Here is a 22791-nt window from a genome sequence, read left to right as displayed (position 1 = left end):
TTTAGGCCTCCCTTCTTGTTTTTGGTGTTAATGCAGTTTCTAATAGGCCTAATAAATAATCAATGATAAGTGAGAGGATAATAACAGGGATTGTACCACCTAGGATTAGTTTTGGTTGGAAAAGATTTAACCCACTGAAAATCAAGTCACCAAGACCACCAGCTCCAATATATGAGGCTAGGGTTGCCCAAGCAATTACATAAATGGTTGAAAGACGAATACCAGCCATTATGATTGGTATTGCTAATGGTAATTCAACCTGAAAAATAGATTGTATGGGTTTCATTCCCATTCCTTTAGCACAGTCTTTTAAAGTAGGACTGACATTATCCATCCCGATATAAGTATTTCTTAAGATTGGTAAGAGAGAATAGATAAACAAAGCAATGATAGCTGGTGTTTTCCCGATACCAAATAAAGGAATCATCAAAGCCAAAAGGGCCAAACTTGGAATGGTTTGTAGCATACTAGCAATTGAAATTACGATTTTTGCTGTTTTTGGAAAACGGGTCAGTAAAACTCCTAATGGCACAGCAATTAAGATACCAAGTGCCATGGCAAAAAATGAGATATAAATTTGTTCCCAAGTTTTGACAAGGATTTGAGTACCATATTCTGAAAGAAAATCAAGCATTACTGATCATCCTCCGTTTCTGTATCACCATCTCCCCAAATGATATCATAAAGCATATCAACGAGAGATGCTCTTGTAACGATACCTTTTAGGTTATTTTCTTTATCAACAACTGGTGCATATTTCAATCCACGTTTTAAGATACGTTCAGCTGTATCTCTAAGGAGGTCATCTTCCATAACATAGAAATCTGTATGTTTTAAGATATCAGAAACCAATCTGTCTTTTTTGTATTTGCTGCTTAAAGATTCTAAGTCGACAAAACCAATTAATTTATCATCATCTGTAACTAAGAGTGAGTCAACCCGTTTTTGGCGCATCAAGGTGATTGCCTCAGTTAGTGTTTTTTCAGCAGTGATAGATACAGGATTTTTTAACATGATTTGCTTAACAGGTGTGATATCAGCTTGCGCGTGGAGAAGTCTTTCCTCACCAATCATCTGTTCAACAAAGCTAGTTGCTGGATGGTGTAAGAGGTCATTTGGAGTCCCTTCTTGAACCATTTTTCCGCCATCCATAACGACAATTTTAGTTGCTAGTTTGAGGGCTTCGTCCATGTCATGAGTTACTAAAACAATAGTTTTTCCCATTTCTTTTTGAAGAGATTTTACTAAGTCTTGGATACCTTCACGTGTGATAGGGTCTAGCGCACCAAAGGGTTCATCCATTAAAATGATATCTTGGTCAGCTGCAAGTGCACGAATAACACCAATACGTTGTTGTTGCCCACCTGAAAGTTCACTAGGATAACGGTCTAGAAAATCTTCTGGCAATTCTACCAATTTGATTAATTCTCTAGCTTTAGCTCTTTTTTCTTCTTCAGACCATTTTAGTAATTTTGGAACTAAAACAATATTTTCGTAAATGGTCATGTGTGGCATTAATCCAATATTTTGAATCACATAACCGATCTTACGTCTTAATTCAATAGGATTGATGGTTGAAATATCTTTACCTTTGAATAATAATTTCCCATTTGTTGGTTTTAGCATATGATTAATCATACGCATTAAAGTTGTCTTACCAGAACCACTAGTTCCTATAAAGCAAACAAAATCACCAGGATTAATGGTTAGGTTAATATTTTCGACAGCAACATTGTCACCGTAAATTTTATTAACATTCTGATATTCAATGATAGGTTCTTGAGCCATTATTTTCTCCTCTTAAAAAAGCGATATTATAATAATAATATCAAAACTTTTCCATACTGTCTGAATTTTGTTTTTAATTTTTAATCTTTTTAGTCTTTAAGTAAATTTTACCTATCATAAAGGAGTAGTAAAGTTGGTTTTCTTGCTATATCTAAAAGTCTTTAGTAAACTAAAGCCACTAAAGAAAAAGTGAGAAAAAAATGATTAGAGTAGACTTTTTATATCGTGTCAAGACAATAAATAAAGAACAGTTACTGGCAAAATTTGCTGAATCAGCTGACCCCAAGTTTGATTCTCAGCTAACAAATACAAAAATTGAAATGGCATTTTTAGAACACAATGACTACACCGATATTTCTTTAAATATCTATTACCAGACAATTGAAGATTACCAAGAAAGGACAGCTTTTGAGCGCTCTCAAGCTGACTGGAATGCGATTTGGTTTCAAGAAAATGATGTCTTTGAGTTAGTCAGCACAAAAGTGTATCAACTAGCATAAAAAAACCAGGATTTATCCTGGTTTTTTATAATTCTGCAAGTTTTTGACTATTTGATTCTACAATAGCTTTCATCCATTGGTAAGATTTTTTAGGTGTTCGTTTAAGGCTGCCATTGCCTTTATCGTCCATATCAACATAGATAAAACCATAGCGTTTTTTCATTTCACCTGTAGAGAGTGAAACAAGATCAATTGGTGCCCACATTGTATAGCCAAGACATTCAACACCATCGATATTAATAGCATCCGCCATATTTTGGAGGTGATCTCTAAGGAAATCTATACGGTAATCATCTTCAACATAATCATTTTCATCGGCTTGATCAATAGCGCCCATACCATTTTCGACAATAAAAATTGGTTTTTGGATACGATCGTAAATTTCATTCATGACATGTCTTAGTCCAAGTGGATCAACTGCCCATCCCCATGGTGTTTCCTTAAGATAAGGGTTACCTGAACCCCCAACATTAAACCAGTCATCTCCAGCTTCAGTTGTATTGGAACGATAGTAACTAAATGAAATAAAATCTAACTGACCTTCTTTTAAGATGTCTTCATCACCTTCTTCAAAGATAATTTCGTTAACATCGTGATGACGCCAGATTTCTTTTGAATAGCGAGGGTAATAACCACGTCCACCTTGGTCAAAACCACCTTCAAATTGAAAGTCATCTGTTGCACCACCCCATAAAAATCCGTCTGGTAATTGATAAGACATAATAACCTCCTAATTTAAGACATGAGAAGCTTTTACTTCTCCTTTTTCTTGTAAGTGAATTTCTTGATTATTGGCATTTGTAATAACGAGCATAGTTGTTGTATCATAGCCTGCTTTTTCAATTTCTTGTCGATCAATTGTAACAATTGGTTGACCAGCTCTGACTTTGTCACCAGTGTTAGCTAAGACATTGAAACCTTTTCCCTCAAGTTCTACAGTGTAAATCCCAATGTGAACTAAAACTTCAAGACCATCATGACCAGTAATACCAAAAGCATGACCAGTAGGAAAGACAGTCATCAACTCCCCATTAATTGGTGAAACAATAAAGTCACTCTTTAACTTGATGGCAATACCATCACCCATTAATTTTTTTGCAAAAGCATCATCGTTTACAGTCTCTAAAGGTAATAATTCTCCGTCAGAAACGGCTACAATTGCATCATCTGGAAAATCTTTTTGAACAGGATTTGTAATTGATGCTTCTTTGGGATCATTTCCAATACCAAAAATATATCCAGCAACTGTTGCGACAATAATAGTAACTAAAATTCCGACAGCAGCGGCTAGCGATGTTTTTCCAAAAATTGGTAAAGCAAGAGGATTTGAATAGCCCATGACATAAGCTTTAGCACCTAATAAACTAGCCACGAAACCACCAGCAAAACCACCAATCATAACAGCCCACATTGGACGTTTGTATTTCAAGTTAACACCATAAATTGCTGGTTCAGAAACACCTGCGACAATAGCACCGACAGCAATTGATAAGAATTCACTGCGTTTAACTTTATCTTTAATTCTAAAGCTAACCCCTAAAACGGCACCACCTTCGGCCATGTTATGCATTAGGAATGCTGGTCGTAAAAGAGCATCATAACCAGGATTAACCAGTAATTGTGGCATAAATGGTGTGATAGCCTGATGCATACCAGTCATAACCATCCAAGGAAGAGCGGCAGCTAGTAAGCCAACTGCAAAAGGACCGATTGTATCATTCAAGAACATAAAGATTGAAGCAACGCCTTGACCAATATAATTACCTAAAGGTCCAAGTATAAGATAACCTAATGAACCAGCGATAAAAATAGTTCCCATACCAACAAAAATAGCTTTAAAGAGATTTGGAATAATTTTGTTTAACCATTTTTCAGTATAATAAGCAACAACTGAAATAAGAAGAGCTGGTAAGAGAGATGTTCCATAAGATAGTGGATTAACAGGAAGCCCAAAAAGTTCAAAACCTTTACCAGCTGCTACTAAAGTAGTGTAATTTGCATGTAAAAGTGCAGCAGACGCTGCCATTGCATAGATAGAGGTTGCTCCTAGCTTAGTAGCGGCACCATAAGCAACAAACACTGGCATAAAGAAGAAAGGCGCATCACCAATTGCAGATAGCAGTAGATATGATGAAGATGTTGCCCAATCTTTAGAGATAAAGGTTGTAATCAAAATAAGTGCGACTTTCAGCATACCACCTGCAATAAGGCCAGGAACCATAGGTGTTACGGAGGCAGACACAAAGCTGATTAATTTGGAAAACGCATTTTTCCAGGTGAGCTTTTCTTTTTCTTGCAAATCGCCATCTAAATTTTCATTGATTGACCCACCAGATTGAATGGGGTAATTTTTCATTATAGTTTCATAGGTTTGGATAAGATGTGGACCTAAAATAACTATATACTGTCCACCAGCATAAACAACACCAATGACATTTTCTAAATTTTCCAGCGCCTCCTTATTAGCTTTTGAGGCATCTTTTAGATTAAAACGCAACCTTGTCATACAGTGTGACAATTGATTAATATTGCTGACACCACCAACATTGTCGATGATATCCTTTGCGAACTTTTGGTAATCCATAGGGCATCTCCTATCATGTATTGATATTTTTGTCAAAAAAATATGATAATTTTTACAAAATCATTGCACTTCTTTTTGTAAGCGGTGTCAATATTTAATTAAAGGATTTCTTCATTTTGATTTATAAAGAAAAATAGTATAAAATAATGATACTAAGAGAGGTCAATATGGATATTTTTCAAAAAATGGAAAGACAACTTGGTCATTTTTTCAAAAGCAGAGTTCAAAGTTTACCAATATTTACAAACACATTTAGATGATGTCGAGATATTCACCATTAGTAAATTGGCAAATGTTTGTCATACGTCAACATCAGCGGTATTAAGGTTTTGTCAAACATTAGGATATAAAGGTTATAAAGACTTTCGTTTTGATGTCACTCATTATTTACATCATCAACAACAAAAAAATTCTGAGGATATTACAGATCATATGATTGATCAGTATGCAACAAGCATTAATCAACTCAAAAAATTAGACCGTCAACAGCTTGATCATCTGATCTCTGTCATTAGATCTGGTTCAAAAATTCATATTGTTGGAATCTTTCATTCGTCATTACCTGCAAGACTATTACATATTGGTTTACAAGATTTAGGAATGTGTTCGTCCTATGCCGGAGATTTAAATGCGATATCTCATTTGACAAATATTATTGATGAAAATGATATTTTAATCGATTTTTCTATTTCAGGATTAATTGAGAATTACCGGTACGCATTAAGTGCCCTGTCACACAATATGCCTAAAGAATCATTTCTCATAACGCTTAATCCAAACGCACAAGTTAAAAAGTACTACCAAAAATTGATTGTTTTGCCAGGGATCTCTTTATCAAAAGAATCAATTGTTGATATCCAATCCATTTCAATTATGTTTGTTGAACTTTTATTGAATCGATTACATTCCAAATTAGATTAAAGAACTTGTTCAAACAGGTTCTTTTTTCTTGTAAATAGTGTGAAATACAATCTAAAACAAGAGAAAATTTCAGAAAATCCCAAAACAGTATTGTAATATTCTGAATATTTTTTATAATTCTAATACTAAAGGAGGAATAGTAATGTCTAAACCAATTATTGTGATTACTGCTGATAGCATTGTAGAGCCATCAGCTATTATTAATCAGGTCTACGCCGATTTTGCACCTAGAGATTTAAAAGAAGCCGTTATAAAAGCTGGTGGTATCCCAATTATTCTTCCCTTTCCAGATGATGAAAAATTAGGCCAAGAAATGGCAGAAGCACTTGTTTCATCTTTTGATGGTCTTATTATTCCTGGTGGCCCAGATGTTGATCCAACTTGGTTTGGAGAAGATCCTATTCGTGAACTAGGACGGACAGCTTATCAAAGAGATGCTTTTGAAATACCACTTGTAAAAGCTGCCAAAAAAGCTAAAAAACCTATTTTTGGTATTTGTCGAGGCTTACAAGTGATAAACGTTGCTTTTGGGGGTGACTTATATCAAGACTTAGCCAAACAAAATCCTGATAGTTATATGAAACACTCTCAATTAGCTCCTGGCGGCTTTCCAACACATTATGTAACGGTTGACTCCAAAAGTGTCTTTTATAGTGTTCTTGGAGAAAAATCTTATGTCAATTCAAGACATCACCAAGGCGTTAGAAAAGTTGCTGATGGTTTTGAAGCAACAGCTGTCGCAGCAGATGGTGTGGTTGAAGCTATTGAGACAAGTGATGGTTTAGTAAGTGCTGTTCAGTGGCATCCAGAAAATATGTGGCGTGCCGATGAAAAACAATTTGAAGTTTTCAAACAATTTGTTTCAAAGTGTTAATGTGTGAAAGAAAAGTATAGGAGAAATCTATGAAACAATCTAAAATGGGGATTTTTAGTATTATCCTTCTTGGAATAACGGGTATTGTCAGATCAGGTATTTTTCTATTACCGAGTTCAGGCGTTAAATTAATAGGGGTAAGTTCTTTTTTTTTGTTCTAGCATTTGATGCCCTTTTGGTTATTTGTACAGCTCTTTGCTTTGCTCAAGCTGCAAACTATTTCGACAAAGATGGTGGACCTTATTTATATGCTAGAGAGGCTTTTGGTGAGTTTGTTGGTTTTGAAGTTGGATTTGTTACTTGGGCAATTAGAATGATTGCCGAAGCCACAATTTCAGTTGCCTTTGCGACAGCTCTAGGTTCTATTTTCCCAGGATTAGGATCAGGTATTGGTAAAGAAATTGTAGTGACCGTCTTAATTGTCGGTATGGCTATCATTAACCTTTATGGTGTTCCTATTTCAAAATTAATTATCAATACTGTTACCGTTGCTAAATTAGTTCCGCTTTTTTTATTTATTGCTATTGGAATTTTCTTTATAAAGGGTTCTAATTTTACACCGATGTTTCCATCTGGTCATTACCAGTTTGGTAGTTTTGGAGTGGCAGCAGTGACACTTTTTTACGTTTTTACTGGATTTGAGCGACTTGTTGTCGCTGCTAGTGATATGAAAAATCCAAAGAAAAATCTGCCAAAATCAGTCTTTCTTTTTGTTATTGTAGTTGCCTTGATTTACATCTTGATTCAAACAGTTACAATTGGTATCTTAGGTCCAGATGCCTCTGCTAAATCAGCTGTGCCTTTACAAGAAGCGTTTGGAAAAGTATTAGGAGGATTTGGAACATCTCTAATTGCAACCGGAACACTTTTATCAACAGGAGGCCTCTTCATTGCTTCAACTTATCTAACTCCTCGTTCAGGTGTAGCACTTGCTGAGACAAAAATGTTGCCAAAATTTATGGCTAAGCGTAATAAGTACGGTGCTCCAAGTTCAGCAATTCTAGTTTCAATGGTAATTGTTCTTATTGTTGCTTGGTCAGGAACATTTGAAAAACTGGTATTAATTTCTTCGATTTCACGTTTTGCGCAATACATTCCAACAATTTTAGCTGCAATAGTCTTTATGAGAACTAAAAAGGATGTGGAAGGAGCCTTTAAACTACCATTTGGACCGGTCATTCCATTAGTGGCTTTAGCTATCAGTATTTGGTTATTGACACAAGTTACACTGGAACAACTTGTTTGGGGACTGGGTGCTCTAGTTATCGCCGTACCATTTTATTTTCTTGCTAAAGCCCAAAAAGATGCACGATTAAAGGATTAAAAAGAAACACTTTATGGTTAGTCATAAAATGTTTTTTGGTGAAGAAGTGCTATAGTAAGATAACTTTATAGGAAGATTAAAAATGAAAATGAAAATTATAGAAAAAGAAGCATTTGGCCAGGATTTGCATATTTGGATTGAAGCAGAAATAATGAAGAATTCAGCTTTTGGGCCTGTTTTTGCTACTCATTTTGAAAAGCAAGATGAAATGATCTTTTTTTAGCAAAATAATAACACCAATAGACTATTCGAACTATTATGTTTATATTGGTGATGAGTTAGATCAGTCAAAAATAAAAATACATACTGATCACAATCATCTTGATTGTCGTTTGAATTATTTAGATTATGAATTTGCAACTCAATTAAAGGAAATGGCAGTTTGGGAAAGTAACTTCAAGGAAAGCTTAAAACAGCTATTGACCAAATGAAAATAATAAATTGTTGAGTATCCGAGATTTAAGCTTTCTAGAACAGTTTATTGTTATAATAAAATTACCAATTCTGTCTTGAGGAATTACTAATGAAATCTAAAATTAATCATGTTAAAATAGCCATCTATAAAAGCATGAGGCGCTTTTTTCCTTTGGCTTTAATTTATTCATTTGTAACTATTGTGAATACTTTATTTTTGACGCCACATAGCTTTTTTTCAGAAACAATAGGGTTAAAACTATATCAAAATACCTATGTTAACTATGTGTCAAGCCGTCTTATTAATTTCAATAATTTAGTATTAGGGTTGATTATTGGGCTTTTTGCAGCTTACCTCTTAAAAGAGTTGCTTGAAGAAAAGGTTGAAAAGCCTTTTTTATCTAGTTTATTTCAATTTTTGACTGTATGGTTTATTTTAGGAAGCTCTAACTTAATTATTGATAATCGATTTGTTGCTCAGCCTTTTTGGGTATTACTAATATTATTGGCATTTTTATTTGCTTTTGCTAGCCATATTGTTCGTAAGTGGGAATATCAGTTTCCAATGTTAGTATGGATACCTATTATTGTTCTAACCTACGTTGCAACTTCATTTAATACTTGGGCAAATAAATTTCCAAATATAGATCCTAATTTCTCTTGGCAAGGTCTATTTTTTAAACTTGCCGGAAGTGGCCCCGTGCATTTGTATAGTGTCCTGTTGTGGTCAATTATAGCTATCATTATTTTTTCAACTGGTTTTCCCAACCCCAGTTTCCTGATTTGGCCAGACTCGTCGTTACCTTCTGTTAGTGATAATTTAAATACAATATTAAAAAGTTCAACAGCTAAAATACCTCATCTTTTTAATTTATATACTGTTCATTCACCTTTTGCTTTATTTGGAGGTGTCGGTTTACTTTTGGCATTGGCTTGCGCAATGGTTATCTATTTACAACAAAATCCCAATCCCCTATCGAAAAGACTATTAGCCCTGTCATTTATTCCTTTATTGTTTGATCAATCTTTGCCCTTTGTAATGTGTTTTCCACTAATCTTTCAACCGATTTTAGTCATTCCAATGATTTTATCAACTCTTATAGCTGAATTGATTGGAGCATCAGTACTCTATTTAGGTTGGTTAACTCCAGCTATCTATAATGTGCCAAATGGGACACCTAATCTTTTATTTGGTTTTTTAGCTTCAAATGGAGATTGGCGATACCTTCTGATTGTTTTAGTTATTATGATTATTTCTACGAGTATTTATTACCCATTTGTTAAGAAAATCGTGAAAGGAGAAGACGATGTTCAAAAAGTGGCTCAATAATTGTCTTGTCCTTATCATAGCGGTAGGTTTTATTATAATGGCTCTAGTTGGTAGAAATCACATGATGACAACTACAAAGACAAAACAAAAGATTTACCATTCTAGAATGGTCCCAACTATTTTGGTGCCTGGTTCAAGTGCTAGTCAAGAAAGATTTAATGGGACAGTTAATTCGCTAAATCAGATGGGACGAAAACATGGTTTATTAAAATTAACGGTTCAAACAAATGGACATATTAAGTATAGTGGTCAACTACAGTCAAGTGATAATCAGCCATACATTGTCATTGCCTTTCAAAATAATACAGATAGTTATGCAACCATAAAAAAACAAGCCAAATGGTTATCATTAGCATTAGATGATCTTCAAGAAAAGTATCATTTCCGAAATTTCAATGCTATTGGTCATTCAAATGGTGGTCTTGACTGGACAGTTTATCTAGAAAAATATTATAGTTCATCTGCTCTAAATATTAAAACACTGATGACTATTGGGACACCTTATAATTTTGAAGTTACAGATACGGCTCATCAAACAGAAATGTTAAAGGATTTAATTGCAGACAAAAAAAGCTTACCAAGTTCCTTAATAATGTACAACGTTGCAGGTACACAAACCTATGATGGAGATTACATTGTCCCAATTGCAAGTGTAGAGTTGGGAAAATATATTTATCAAAACCAAGTGGCACATTACACTCAAGTAACAGTCACAGGTGATGCAGCAGAGCATTCTGACTTACCTCAGAATACTGAAGTCCTCAGTCTGATAGCGGAGCACATTTTAAAAGGAAATATCAAAAAAGGAACCTTTCAACCTAAAGGGTAAAACTCTAGTCAATTTGATTAGGGTTTTTTATTTTTTTTTAAAGTTTTAGATTTCTATTGCAAAAAAAAGAACGGACATGATAAACTTAGTTCATAGGTTAATTAGTCAACTGATTAACTGATATACTTTAAGGTAGGAGAACAAAATGAATGATGCTATACCTATTTACTTGCAAATTGCACAAATCATAGAAGACGACATTATCAGTGGACGCTATCAGATGGATGATAAAGTACCTTCTACTAATGAATTTGCTAAATTGTTACAGATTAATCCTGCTACAGCTGGAAAAGGATTAAATGATCTAGTTAATCAAGAAATTCTTTACAAAAAAAGAGGTATGGGAATGTTTGTTACTGAAAATGCTAGGAATATAATTACCAAAAAAAGACAACATGCTTTTTCACACTATCTATTACCAGACTTTTTAAAAGAAGCACAACAATTAGATATTCAAAAAGATGAGCTAATAAAGATGATTGAGGAGATTTATGATGTTACAAGTGATTGATGTAAGTAAAAATTACGGGAAAAAAGAAGTTTTAAAGAATATCTCAATAAATTTTGAAGATAATTATGGTGTATATGGATTATTAGGAAGAAATGGTGTTGGTAAGAGTACCTTAATGAAGATATCAAATCACCTTCTGTTCATCTGGAAAACATCCTATATGTTGGTGGTCAGATTTATAGTTATAACTCACTTTTCCAGGGGAAAATAGATAAACTATTAGATTTTTATAATGCTCTATATGACCATTTTGATCTTGACTATGCAAAAAGATTATTAAACAAATTTAATATTAAATTAAAAGATAAATTTTCAAAATTATCAACAGGTAATAAAACACTAGTCCAAAATATTATCGGCCTATCCTGTCAAGCTAGAATAACATTACTAGATGAACCCACCAATGGTTTAGATTCAGTGAACAGACAGTTGTTCTTTCAAGCAATGATGGATGATTATGCTGAAAATCCAAGACTATTTATTTTATCAACTCACCTTATTCAAGAAGTAGAAAATTATCTAACACATGTCATCATGCTTAAAGAAGGACAAGTTTTTCTAAATGAATCGATTGAAGTTGTTCAAGCAAAATCAATTAAGGTGCAACAAGCTAATGTATCAGATCGTAATATTATTGGTAAAAAGCAACTAGGTTCATTTGAAGAATACTATTTATTTGATGATATTTCTGAAGACGATCAAGAACTGATTTTAGCTAATGGTGGTAAGTTAGATCATTATGATTTACAAACATTATTCAATTACTTAATGGAGGTGTAACATGAATAGAACGCTCATTTTAAGAAAAAAACAAATTTTGTCACAGTTATGTGTCAGTTTGATTGTCTGTTTTTCAGTATTTGCCGTTCTTGGTATTTTAGTTATTATTGGATTTTTCTTAGGACGTCATTTTGAAACTAGTCATTTTCAATTAAACTGGAATGATATAACTAAATTTATTTTTGTCTTTCTAGGGTTTATGGTTGCTGTCTTCACTTTCATTTCACCTTTTAGTGATGGCTCTAGTGATTTTGATTCTGCTCTACATCTTGGAATATCAAGGTTTCATTATTTTTCATTCAATATTTTCTATTACTTAATACTAAGTTTTATTAAATTGCTTTTTGATGGCTTTGGACATGTAAAAACCAATAGTCCACAACTTTTGGACTATTTTCAATCAGCATTTATGAATTTGACTTTTAATGGTTTTATTGGGAATTTTCTTGCTCTTCTTATCTTTGCTCTTCTTGGGTATGCCATTTATCATTGGGGTTGGAAATTTTTAGCGATTGCTAATGATCTAGCCCAAATGGCAAAATGGCAAGAAGTTATCGTCAGTCTTGTGACTTTAAGCTTGTTTATTCTTGCTTATTTCACAACAATACAAAAAACAGAAATAAAATAATAAAAAAGCAACAGTAAAGTTGCTTTTTTATTGTCTTGCCATTTCATCAAGTATTGATTTGAATGAAAGTAGTTGACTATTTAGTAAACTGGATGTGAGATAGGCATATTGAACATAAAAATATAATTTATCACTTTCAACAAGTGGAATTTTTACTAAATCATGTTCATCAGAAAATGGTAAAAAATCAGACATTAGAGTGATCCCGATATTTGTCTTAACAACTTGTCCAATAGTCTGTGCATCCGGAAGATTTAAAATAACTTTTGCTTTATTTTGATATTTTTGATTTAACAGCTGAAATGCTTTTAGATGAACAGAACTTTCATCTAAAATCACAAAAGGATAGGCTAATGTTTCGCTAAATGAAATTTCTTTTTTTGAAGCTAACGGATGGTCTTTAGAAACAAAAATAGAAAATTCTCTTTTGTAAAGAAGATTAATAGTTAAACTAGGATGGTGTAATGGTTCAATACTCCCAAGTAAGCTAAAATCTAACTCACCTGACAGTAACTGTGACAATAAACGTGAAGAACCTCCTGAGACAATGTTAAATTGTGACAATGCTGAAATGGTCTCTTGATTATCCAAAATCTTAGATAAAATACGAGCTCGAATGATAGGAGGAAATCCGATATGGAGTTTGTTCTTTTTAGAATGCTCAATAGCCTTTTTTGTAATTTTAAATTCTTCTAGAATGGTTTCAATATGTCTATTCAACAATTGGCCTTCCTGAGTTAAGACAACTGAACGATGAGAAGGATCTTTAATGACCAGTTGACAATCATAAAGTGTTTCAAGTCTTTTGATAGCATAAGTAACAGTAGGTTGACTAACATTAAAATCTTGTGCAACAACCGTATAAGAAAGGCGTTTTGAAAGTTGGTTAAAGTACTCTAAGTCACGTATATTCATAGAATTCTCCTTTTTTTCATTCTACCACAACTGATAAGTTATTATAAATATTTTTTATCAAACTTCACGGAGTTGACTATAAGTTTTATAAGAGAATACAATATGATTTGTAAAAATTATTATCACTTTCGAGGAGGTTGCATGATGCGTGCACATGATATTTTAAATAACCCATTTTTGAATAAGGGAACTGCCTTTACGATGGAAGAACGTAAAGAACATGGTTTAATTGGTCTTCTTCCACCTTATGTTCAAACACTTGAAGAGCAAGCTGCTCAAACTTATCAACATTACTTACAAAAACCATCAGATTTAGAAAAACGTCTTTTCTTGATGGAAATTTTTAATACAAACCGTACTTTATTCTACTATTTATTTAATCAACATATTGTAGAATTTAATCCAATTGTATATGATCCAATCATTGCTGATACAATTGAAAACTACAGTCATCTATTTGTTGATCCTCAATACGCTGCTTATCTAGATATCAATCATCCAGAAAATATTGAAGAAACACTTAAAAATGCAGCAGGAGATCGTGATATTCGTCTTATCGTTGTAACAGATGCTGAAGGTATTCTAGGAATTGGTGACTGGGGAACTCAAGGTGTTGATATTTCAGTTGGTAAATTAATGGTTTACACAGCCGCTGCAGGTATTGACCCATCATCAGTGTTGCCACTTGTTATTGATGCTGGAACAAATCGTAAAGAATTGTTAGATGATGACATGTACCTTGGTAATAGACATGAACGTGTTCGTGGTGACCAATACTATGACTTTATTGATCAATTTGTTCAAACAGCTGAAAATCTTTTTCCTAAACTTTACCTTCACTGGGAAGATTTTGGTCGTTCAAATGCAGCAAATATCTTAAATAAATACAAAAAAGAAATTCCAACATTTAATGATGATATCCAAGGAACAGGTATTGTTGTATTAGGTGGTATTTTTGGAGCATTAGATATTACTGGTGAAAAATTAACAGATCAAGTTTACTTATGTTATGGTGGTGGTTCAGCTGGTGCTGGTATTGCTGATCGTGTCCATGCAGAAATGGTTGCAGAAGGTCTTTCAGAAGAAGAAGCCTACAAACATTTCTTTATGATTGACCAACAAGGTCTATTATTTGATGATATGGACGACTTAACAGATGCTCAAAAACCATTTGCTAAAAAACGTTCAGATTTTGAAAATGCTGGTGATATGACTGATCTACTAACAGTTATCAAAACAGTAAAACCTACTATTTTAGTTGGTACTTCAACTGATGCTGGTGCCTTTACAAAAGAAGTTGTTGAAGCTATGTGTGAAAATACTGAACGTCCAGTCATTTTCCCAATTTCTAACCCAACTAAAAAACTTGAAGCAACAGCTCAACAAGTTATTGAATGGTCAGATGGTAAAGCTTTTGTAGCAACTGGTGTTCCTTCAGGTACAATTACTTATAAAGGTGTTGATTATGAAATTGGTCAAGCCAATAATGCACTTATCTATCCAGGACTTGGTTTAGGTATGCTAGCATCTGAAGCATCATTATTAACTGATGAAATGATTGGTGCCGCTGCACATTCTCTATCAGGTATTGTTAATCCTGGTCAACCTGGCGCACCTGTGCTTCCTCCATTCCAATACGTTGCTGATGTTTCTATCAAAGTTGCTGAAGCTGTTGCTAAAAAAGCACAAGAACAAGGATTGTCACAAGCAAAAGAAACAGATATGGCCAAAGCTGTTCGTGACCTCAAATGGTATCCAGAATACTAAGAGGGGTGTTATAAAACATTATGAAAAAGTTAAATAACATCAAAATAGCAGGTGTATCTTTACCATTATATATAGGTTTAGTTATTGTTCTTGCGATCACTATAGCAATGGGCAAACTACCTCTAAATATGGTGGGTATTACCTTTATGTTGGTTGTGTTAGGACATTTGTTCTATTATATCGGTGAGAAACTTCCTGTTTGGAATACTTATCTTGGAGGTGGTTCCGTTTTCACTCTCCTAGCTGGAGCCATCTTAGCTGCTGTTGGTTTAGTTCCAAAATCAGTTATCACAGCCACTTCTAGTTTCATGAGTGACTGGGGTTTTCTAGACTTTTATATTGCTGCCCTTATTTGTGGTTCCATCTTAGGGATGAACCGTAAGCTATTGGTAAAAGCTTCAGCTAAGTTTATTCCAGTAGCATTGATCTCAATGGTTATTGGATTCTTTGCAACTGGTGCAGTTGGAGCATTGCTCGGTCAAGGTTTCGGACATTCCGTTATGTATATTTCCTTCGCACAAATGGCAGGTGGTATGGGTGCTGGGATTGTTCCTTTGTCAAAAATCTATGCTGCAAACTTACATACAAGTTCAGCGACCATCTTATCGCAACTTGCCCCAGCAACTACCTTAGGTAACATTTTTGCCATCATTGGTGCAATTGTACTTGCGCGTGGATTTGCAAAGACAAAATACAATGGTAATGGTGTTTTAATTCCAGTGAATAAAGAAGACTTGGAAAAACCAAAAGTAACTCTTGATGCAACAAAAATCGGTGTTGGTTTAATGCTTGCCTTCATGTTGTTCCTTGTCGGTGTTATCCTTAATGCCTTTGTTCCTAAAGTGCATTCATATGCTTTCATGATTATTATTGTCTTTATCTTAAAAGCATTAGATGCTGTACCTAAACCACTTGAAGAATGTGTGGTTATGTTTAATCAAGTTATTATGACAAACTTAACACATGCAGTCTTAGCTGGTATTGGGCTTGCTATGATAGACCTTTCTTCACTTGCAAAAGCCATGACTTGGCAATTTGTACTTATTAGTTTGACTTCAGTGGTTTCTATGGGACTTGCTTCATGGTTTATTGGTAAATTATTAGGTATGTATCCAGTAGAAACAGCTATTGGTGCAGGGATGATCAATAACTCAATGGGAGGTACAGGTAATATTGCCGTCCTTTCAGCAGCAGATCGCATGGAGATGATTGCATTTGCACAAATGGCTAACAGATTGGGTGGAGCTATTATCCTCATATTGGGTGGCTTATTAATCAATATGTTCTCATAAAAATAGTACTAGAATTTTCTAGTACTTTTTTATTTTTAAAGAATAATTATTAGTGAATATATGAATATTTTGTTATAATGAATAAAAATACAACGGAGTTACTTATGAAAATAGCAAAGTTTGGTGTAGAAGATTGGCTTAATCGATGGGAGGCAAAAGCGACTTACGATTTGTCACAAAGTACAGTCTCTTCCTTATCTTTAGAAGAAATCATTACTATTGATGGAACTGACTTTCAAAAATTTTTTGTAGAGTTAAAGACTAAGAAAATGAATTATGGTGATATTGAGGGGTCAAATGCTTTTAAATATCAAGTTTCCACTTTATATCAAACGATGTCTGCCGAAAATATTCTCCAAACCAATGGTGCAACAGGTGCTAATTTATTAGCAATATTTTCTATTGTAGAGGCTGGTGATCATGTTATTTCAATGATGCCAACTTATCAGCAGTTATACGAACTACCCAAAACCCTTGGTGCAGAAGTAGATTTTATTAAGCTTGAGGAGAAAAATAATTGGAATTTTCCACTAGATCAATTAACGCAGCTTATTAGAAGTGATACCAAGCTTATTCTTTTAAATTCAGCAAATAATCCAACAGGAACAGTTATTGACAAAAAAATGTTGAATGAAATCGCAAAAATAGCAAGGGAAGTTAATGCATATGTCCTGGTTGATGAAGTCTATTACCCATTTGAAGATACTGAGTGGGTATCTATTGTTGATATCTATGAAAAAGGGATTTCTACAAATTCGTTATCAAAAACATTTTCCGTTCCAGGAATAAGAATAGGTTGGTTAGCAGCTTCAGAAACAATTATTGAATCCTTTAGAAAATACAGAGACTACACGATGATTTCTTCTGGAATAATCGATGACGCAGTAGCTGTACATGTATTAAAAAATAAAAATAAAATTCTAAATCGTAATCAAAAAATAATAGAAGAAAATTATCAAATTTTAAAAAATTGGGTAGATAAAGAAGAAAAAATAACATTGCGTTTACCAAACAAAGTCTCTACCTCTTTTGTACATATAGATGTTCCGCTAGATACAAAGACGTTTTGCCTGAAATTGCTAGAAGAGACAGGAGTACTATTAGTTCCAGGAGATGTTTACAACTATAAAGAAAGTACTTTTAATCACCTAGTGCGATTAGGATACTGTTGCAAAAAGCAGACGCTAATCAAGGGATTAGAAAAAATTAGTCATTTCTTAAATTCCGAATTTAGTGAATAAATTAAGTGCCGTTAATAAAATAAAAAGAAAGTGAAAAAATCCCTTGACAATGGTAAAGTAGATTTAGTATACTAAATAGGCTGTTGAAGCGGGCGAGTGACAGGTAAGAAAAGGTAAAAAAAGTTCTTGACAAGCTTGTGATGATTTGATAGAATAAAATAGTTGTCTCGAAAGAGGCGAAAGACCTTTGAGAACTGAATAAGACGAACCAAACGTGAGGGTGATATGGAGACATATTACCCGTCAAAGACGAAATAAATCTGTCAGCGACAGAAAGAAAAGAGTAGGAATACTCAAACTTTTAATGAGAGTTTGATCCTGGCTCAGGACGAACGCTGGCGGCGTGCCTAATACATGCAAGTAGAACGCTGAGGTCATGTGCTTGCACAAGACCAAGGAGTTGCGAACGGGTGAGTAACGCGTAGGTAACCTGCCTCATAGCGGGGGATAACTATTGGAAACGATAGCTAATACCGCATGAGAGTTTTTAACACATGTTAGGAACTTAAAAGGAGCAACTGCTTCACTATGAGATGGACCTGCGTTGTATTAGCTAGTTGGTGAGGTAACGGCTCACCAAGGCGACGATACATAGCCGACCTGAGAGGGTGATCGGCCACACTGGGACTGAGACACGGCCCAGACTCCTACGGGAGGCAGCAGTAGGGAATCTTCGGCAATGGGGGCAACCCTGACCGAGCAACGCCGCGTGAGTGAAGAAGGTTTTCGGATCGTAAAGCTCTGTTGTTAGAGAAGAATGGAAGTAGGAGTGGAAAGTCTACTTCGTGACGGTAACTAACCAGAAAGGGACGGCTAACTACGTGCCAGCAGCCGCGGTAATACGTAGGTCCCGAGCGTTGTCCGGATTTATTGGGCGTAAAGCGAGCGCAGGCGGTTCTATAAGTCTGAAGTTAAAGGCAGTGGCTCAACCATTGTTCGCTTTGGAAACTGTAGAACTTGAGTGCAGAAGGGGAGAGTGGAATTCCATGTGTAGCGGTGAAATGCGTAGATATATGGAGGAACACCGGTGGCGAAAGCGGCTCTCTGGTCTGTAACTGACGCTGAGGCTCGAAAGCGTGGGGAGCAAACAGGATTAGATACCCTGGTAGTCCACGCCGTAAACGATGAGTGCTAGGTGTTAGGCCCTTTCCGGGGCTTAGTGCCGCAGCTAACGCATTAAGCACTCCGCCTGGGGAGTACGACCGCAAGGTTGAAACTCAAAGGAATTGACGGGGGCCCGCACAAGCGGTGGAGCATGTGGTTTAATTCGAAGCAACGCGAAGAACCTTACCAGGTCTTGACATCCCGATGCCCGCTCTAGAGATAGAGTTTTACTTCGGTACATCGGAGACAGGTGGTGCATGGTTGTCGTCAGCTCGTGTCGTGAGATGTTGGGTTAAGTCCCGCAACGAGCGCAACCCCTATTGTTAGTTGCCATCATTCAGTTGGGCACTCTAGCAAGACTGCCGGTAATAAACCGGAGGAAGGTGGGGATGACGTCAAATCATCATGCCCCTTATGACCTGGGCTACACACGTGCTACAATGGTTGGTACAACGAGTCGCAAGTCGGTGACGACAAGCTAATCTCTTAAAGCCAATCTCAGTTCGGATTGTAGGCTGCAACTCGCCTACATGAAGTCGGAATCGCTAGTAATCGCGGATCAGCACGCCGCGGTGAATACGTTCCCGGGCCTTGTACACACCGCCCGTCACACCACGAGAGTTTGTAACACCCGAAGTCGGTGAGGTAACCTTTTAGGAGCCAGCCGCCTAAGGTGGGATAGATGATTGGGGTGAAGTCGTAACAAGGTAGCCGTATCGGAAGGTGCGGCTGGATCACCTCCTTTCTAAGGAAATGGAAACGATTGGTCGTCTTATTTAGTTTTGAGAGGTCTTGTGGGGCCTTAGCTCAGCTGGGAGAGCGCCTGCTTTGCACGCAGGAGGTCAGCGGTTCGATCCCGCTAGGCTCCATAGAGTAGCGATACTCTAGGATAGTCCATTGACAATTGAATATCTATATCAAATTCCACGATCTTGAAAAAGATTGTAGAAAAGTAACAAGAAAATAAACCGAAAACGCTGTGAATTAATGAGTTTTCTAGTTTAAAGAAACTAGGTTAATAAGGTTAAGTTAATAAGGGCGCACGGTGGATGCCTTGGCACTAGAAGCCGAAGAAGGACGTGACTAACGACGAAATGCTTTGGGGAGCTGTAAGTAAGCGCTGATCCAGAGATGTCCGAATGGGGGAACCCGGCAACTAATGGTTGTCATCCATAACTGTTAAGGTTATGAGAAGGAAGACGCAGTGAACTGAAACATCTAAGTAGCTGCAGGAAGAGAAAGCAAACGCGATTGCCTGAGTAGCGGCGAGCGAAACGGCAGGAGGGCAAACCGAGGAGTTTACTCCTCGGGGTTGTAGGACTGCGATATAGGATTAATGATTATAGAAGAATTACCTGGGAAGGTAAGCCAAAGAGAGTAACAGCCTCGTATTTAAAATGATTGATTAACCTTAGCAGTATCCTGAGTACGGCGAGACACGCGAAATCTCGTCGGAATCTGGGAGGACCATCTCCCAACCCTAAATACTCTCTAGTGACCGATAGTGAACCAGTACCGTGAGGGAAAGGTGAAAAGCACCCCGGGAGGGGAGTGAAATAGAACCTGAAACCGTGTGCCTACAACAAGTTCGAGCCCGTTAATGGGTGAGAGCGTGCCTTTTGTAGAATGAACCGGCGAGTTACGTTATGATGCGAGGTTAAGTTGAAGAGACGGAGCCGTAGGGAAACCGAGTCTTAATAGGGCGAAAGAGTATCATGACGTAGACCCGAAACCATGTGACCTACCCATGAGCAGGTTGAAGGTGAGGTAAAACTCACTGGAGGACCGAACCAGGGCACGTTGAAAAGTGCTTGGATGACTTGTGGGTAGCGGAGAAATTCCAAACGAACTTGGAGATAGCTGGTTCTCTCCGAAATAGCTTTAGGGCTAGCGTCGATGTTAAGTCTCTTGGAGGTAGAGCACTGTTTGGGTGAGGGGTCCATCCCGGATTACCAATCTCAGATAAACTCCGAATGCCAACGAGATATGATCGGCAGTCAGACTGCGAGTGCTAAGATCCGTAGTCGAAAGGGAAACAGCCCAGACCACCAGCTAAGGTCCCAAAATAACTGTTAAGTGGAAAAGGATGTGGGGTTGCACAGACAACTAGGATGTTAGCTTAGAAGCAGCTATTCATTCAAAGAGTGCGTAATAGCTCACTAGTCGAGTGACCCTGCGCCGAAAATGTACCGGGGCTAAAACAGTTTACCGAAGCTGTGGATGACACATAGGTGTCATGGTAGGAGAGCGTTCTATGTGTGAAGAAGGTGTACCGTGAGGAGCGCTGGAACGCATAGAAGTGAGAATGCCGGTATGAGTAGCGAAAGACAGGTGAGAATCCTGTCCACCGTAAGACTAAGGTTTCCAGGGGAAGGCTCGTCCGCCCTGGGTTAGTCGGGACCTAAGGAGAGACCGAAAGGTGTATCCGATGGCCAACAGGTTGATATTCCTGTACTAGAGTATATAGTGATGGAGGGACGCAGTAGGCTAACTAAAGCATGCGAATGGAAGAGCATGTCTAAGCAGTGAGGTGTAAGATGAGTCAAATGCTTATCTTTTTAACATTGAGCTGTGATGGGGGAGCGAAATTTAAGTAGCGAAGTTAGTGATGTCACACTGCCAAGAAAAGCTTCTAGCGTTAATTATACTCTACCCGTACCGCAAACCGACACAGGTAGTCGAGGCGAGTAGCCTCAGGTGATCGAGAGAACTCTCGTTAAGGAACTCGGCAAAATGACCCCGTAACTTCGGGAGAAGGGGTGCTGGCTTAAAGTCAGCCGCAGTGAATAGGCCCAAGCAACTGTTTATCAAAAACACAGCTCTCTGCTAAATCGTAAGATGATGTATAGGGGGTGACGCCTGCCCGGTGCTGGAAGGTTAAGAGGAGTGCTTAGCGTAAGCGAAGGTATGAATTGAAGCCCCAGTAAACGGCGGCCGTAACTATAACGGTCCTAAGGTAGCGAAATTCCTTGTCGGGTAAGTTCCGACCCGCACGAAAGGCGTAATGATTTGGGCACTGTCTCAACGAGAGACTCGGTGAAATTTTAGTACCTGTGAAGATGCAGGTTACCCGCGACAGGACGGAAAGACCCCATGGAGCTTTACTGCAGTTTGATATTGAGTATCTGTACCACATGTACAGGATAGGTAGGAGCCATTGAAAGAGGAACGCCAGTTTCTCTGGAGGCGTTGTTGGGATACTACCCTTGTGTTATGGCTACTCTAACCCACTAGGCTAAACGTCTAGGGAGACAGTGTCTGACGGGCAGTTTGACTGGGGCGGTCGCCTCCTAAAAGGTAACGGAGGCGCCCAAAGGTTCCCTCAGACTGGTTGGAAATCAGTCGCAGAGTGTAAAGGTATAAGGGAGCTTGACTGCGAGAGCAACAACTCGAGCAGGGACGAAAGTCGGGCTTAGTGATCCGGTGGTTCCGTATGGAAGGGCCATCGCTCAACGGATAAAAGCTACCCTGGGGATAACAGGCTTATCTCCCCCAAGAGTTCACATCGACGGGGAGGTTTGGCACCTCGATGTCGGCTCGTCGCATCCTGGGGCTGTAGTCGGTCCCAAGGGTTGGGCTGTTCGCCCATTAAAGCGGCACGCGAGCTGGGTTCAGAACGTCGTGAGACAGTTCGGTCCCTATCCGTCGCGGGCGTAGGAAATTTGAGAGGATCTGCTCCTAGTACGAGAGGACCAGAGTGGACTTACCGCTGGTGTACCAGTTGTCTTGCCAAAGGCATCGCTGGGTAGCTATGTAGGGAAGGGATAAGCGCTGAAAGCATCTAAGTGCGAAGCCCACCTCAAGATGAGATTTCCCATGATTTCATATCAGTAAGAGCCCTGAGAGATGATCAGGTAGATAGGTTAGAAGTGGAAGCGTGGTGACACGTGTAGCGGACTAATACTAATAGCTCGAGGACTTATCCAAACCGAAGTCAAGATTGACAGCGTAGCGGTTTCTTGATAAGATATAGGTATTCAATTTTGAAT

At 37.2% G+C, this 22791-nt stretch carries 17 protein-coding genes, 1 tRNA gene, 2 rRNA genes and 2 pseudogenes; 17 read left to right on the top strand and 5 right to left on the bottom strand.

What is annotated here, in order from left to right; genetic code table 11:
- Position 1: 1 nt before the first annotated feature.
- On the bottom strand, positions 2-634 hold the full coding sequence (locus STRUR_RS08955; protein ID WP_006739626.1) for an ABC transporter permease: 633 nt from the start codon (positions 632-634) through the stop codon (positions 2-4).
- The gene (locus tag STRUR_RS08950) at positions 634-1788 is read right to left on the bottom strand and encodes a betaine/proline/choline family ABC transporter ATP-binding protein (RefSeq protein WP_006738580.1); all 1155 of its coding nucleotides are present in this window, start codon (positions 1786-1788) and stop codon (positions 634-636) included. Before STRUR_RS08950 ends, STRUR_RS08955 begins: the two co-directional genes overlap by 1 nt.
- Positions 1789-1988: 200 nt before the next feature.
- Between STRUR_RS08950 and STRUR_RS08945 the strand changes: the two genes are divergently transcribed.
- On the top strand, positions 1989-2288 hold the full coding sequence (locus STRUR_RS08945; RefSeq protein WP_006738432.1) for a hypothetical protein: 300 nt from the start codon (positions 1989-1991) through the stop codon (positions 2286-2288).
- Between the two features lie 25 nt (positions 2289-2313).
- Here the strand turns inward: STRUR_RS08945 and STRUR_RS08940 are convergent.
- Positions 2314-2928: pseudogene (locus STRUR_RS08940) on the bottom strand (family 1 glycosylhydrolase); the annotation flags it as partial.
- 90 nt (positions 2929-3018) lie between these two features.
- The gene (locus STRUR_RS08935) at positions 3019-4872 is read right to left on the bottom strand and encodes a glucose PTS transporter subunit IIA (protein ID WP_006739808.1); all 1854 of its coding nucleotides are present in this window, start codon (positions 4870-4872) and stop codon (positions 3019-3021) included.
- Positions 4873-5070: 198 nt separating this feature from the next.
- Here STRUR_RS08935 and STRUR_RS08930 point away from each other — a divergent pair, with 198 nt between their 5' ends.
- From STRUR_RS08930 to STRUR_RS08890, 10 genes and pseudogenes are all read left to right on the top strand, one after another.
- Positions 5071-5793, top strand: coding sequence for a MurR/RpiR family transcriptional regulator (locus tag STRUR_RS08930; protein WP_006739352.1), 723 nt, complete (start codon positions 5071-5073; stop codon positions 5791-5793).
- 142 nt (positions 5794-5935) lie between these two features.
- Positions 5936-6667, top strand: coding sequence for a gamma-glutamyl-gamma-aminobutyrate hydrolase family protein (locus STRUR_RS08925; protein ID WP_006739259.1), 732 nt, complete (start codon positions 5936-5938; stop codon positions 6665-6667).
- A 29-nt stretch (positions 6668-6696) separates the two neighbouring features.
- Positions 6697-7991: pseudogene (locus tag STRUR_RS08920) on the top strand (APC family permease).
- An 82-nt stretch (positions 7992-8073) separates the two neighbouring features.
- Positions 8074-8214, top strand: coding sequence for a hypothetical protein (locus STRUR_RS11770; protein ID WP_006739009.1), 141 nt, complete (start codon positions 8074-8076; stop codon positions 8212-8214).
- A 300-nt stretch (positions 8215-8514) separates the two neighbouring features.
- On the top strand, positions 8515-9735 hold the full coding sequence (locus tag STRUR_RS08915) for a PTS sugar transporter subunit IIC (RefSeq protein WP_006739693.1): 1221 nt from the start codon (positions 8515-8517) through the stop codon (positions 9733-9735).
- Entirely contained in the window at positions 9713-10564 is an 852-nt protein-coding gene (locus STRUR_RS08910) for an alpha/beta hydrolase (protein ID WP_006740744.1), read from the top strand. Before STRUR_RS08915 ends, STRUR_RS08910 begins: the two co-directional genes overlap by 23 nt.
- Before the next feature lie 145 nt (positions 10565-10709).
- On the top strand, positions 10710-11075 hold the full coding sequence (locus tag STRUR_RS08905) for a GntR family transcriptional regulator (RefSeq protein WP_006740316.1): 366 nt from the start codon (positions 10710-10712) through the stop codon (positions 11073-11075).
- Entirely contained in the window at positions 11059-11286 is a 228-nt protein-coding gene (locus STRUR_RS11940; protein ID WP_006740745.1) for an ATP-binding cassette domain-containing protein, read from the top strand. Before STRUR_RS08905 ends, STRUR_RS11940 begins: the two co-directional genes overlap by 17 nt.
- Before the next feature lie 206 nt (positions 11287-11492).
- Positions 11493-11855: a P-loop NTPase family protein gene (locus tag STRUR_RS11935; RefSeq protein ID WP_126430498.1), complete on the top strand. Its 363-nt coding sequence runs from the start codon at positions 11493-11495 to the stop codon at positions 11853-11855.
- Position 11856: 1 nt separating this feature from the next.
- Complete coding sequence (locus STRUR_RS08890; RefSeq protein WP_006738647.1) at positions 11857-12483, top strand: hypothetical protein; 627 nt, start codon at positions 11857-11859, stop codon at positions 12481-12483.
- Between the two features lie 27 nt (positions 12484-12510).
- On the opposite strand, the gene STRUR_RS08885 is transcribed toward STRUR_RS08890, so the two are convergent.
- Complete coding sequence (locus STRUR_RS08885) at positions 12511-13398, bottom strand: LysR family transcriptional regulator (RefSeq protein WP_006739017.1); 888 nt, start codon at positions 13396-13398, stop codon at positions 12511-12513.
- A gap of 144 nt (positions 13399-13542) precedes the next feature.
- On the opposite strand from STRUR_RS08885, the gene STRUR_RS08880 reads away from it, so the two are divergent.
- From STRUR_RS08880 to STRUR_RS08855, 6 genes are all read left to right on the top strand, one after another.
- Complete coding sequence (locus STRUR_RS08880) at positions 13543-15165, top strand: malolactic enzyme (protein WP_006740747.1); 1623 nt, start codon at positions 13543-13545, stop codon at positions 15163-15165.
- Positions 15166-15185: 20 nt separating this feature from the next.
- Positions 15186-16457, top strand: a complete 1272-nt coding sequence (locus STRUR_RS08875; protein ID WP_006738852.1) for a 2-hydroxycarboxylate transporter family protein — start codon at positions 15186-15188, stop codon at positions 16455-16457.
- Positions 16458-16561: 104 nt separating this feature from the next.
- Positions 16562-17698 carry an aminotransferase gene (locus tag STRUR_RS08870; protein WP_006738866.1) on the top strand — a complete coding sequence of 379 codons (1137 nt, stop codon included), beginning with the start codon at positions 16562-16564 and terminating at the stop codon, positions 17696-17698.
- A 300-nt stretch (positions 17699-17998) separates the two neighbouring features.
- Positions 17999-19547, top strand: a 16S ribosomal RNA gene (locus STRUR_RS08865).
- 51 nt (positions 19548-19598) lie between these two features.
- A tRNA-Ala gene (locus STRUR_RS08860) sits at positions 19599-19671 on the top strand.
- A gap of 153 nt (positions 19672-19824) precedes the next feature.
- A 23S ribosomal RNA gene (locus tag STRUR_RS08855) occupies positions 19825-22729 on the top strand.
- The 16S and 23S rRNA genes sit together here with 1 tRNA gene alongside, the layout of an rRNA operon.
- The last annotated feature ends 62 nt before the right edge of the window (positions 22730-22791 follow it).

The organism is Streptococcus urinalis 2285-97, from assembly GCF_000188055.2.
In the GTDB taxonomy this organism is placed as follows: Bacteria; Bacillota; Bacilli; order Lactobacillales; family Streptococcaceae; genus Streptococcus; species Streptococcus urinalis.
This window is presented reverse-complemented; position numbering and strand designations above follow the sequence as displayed.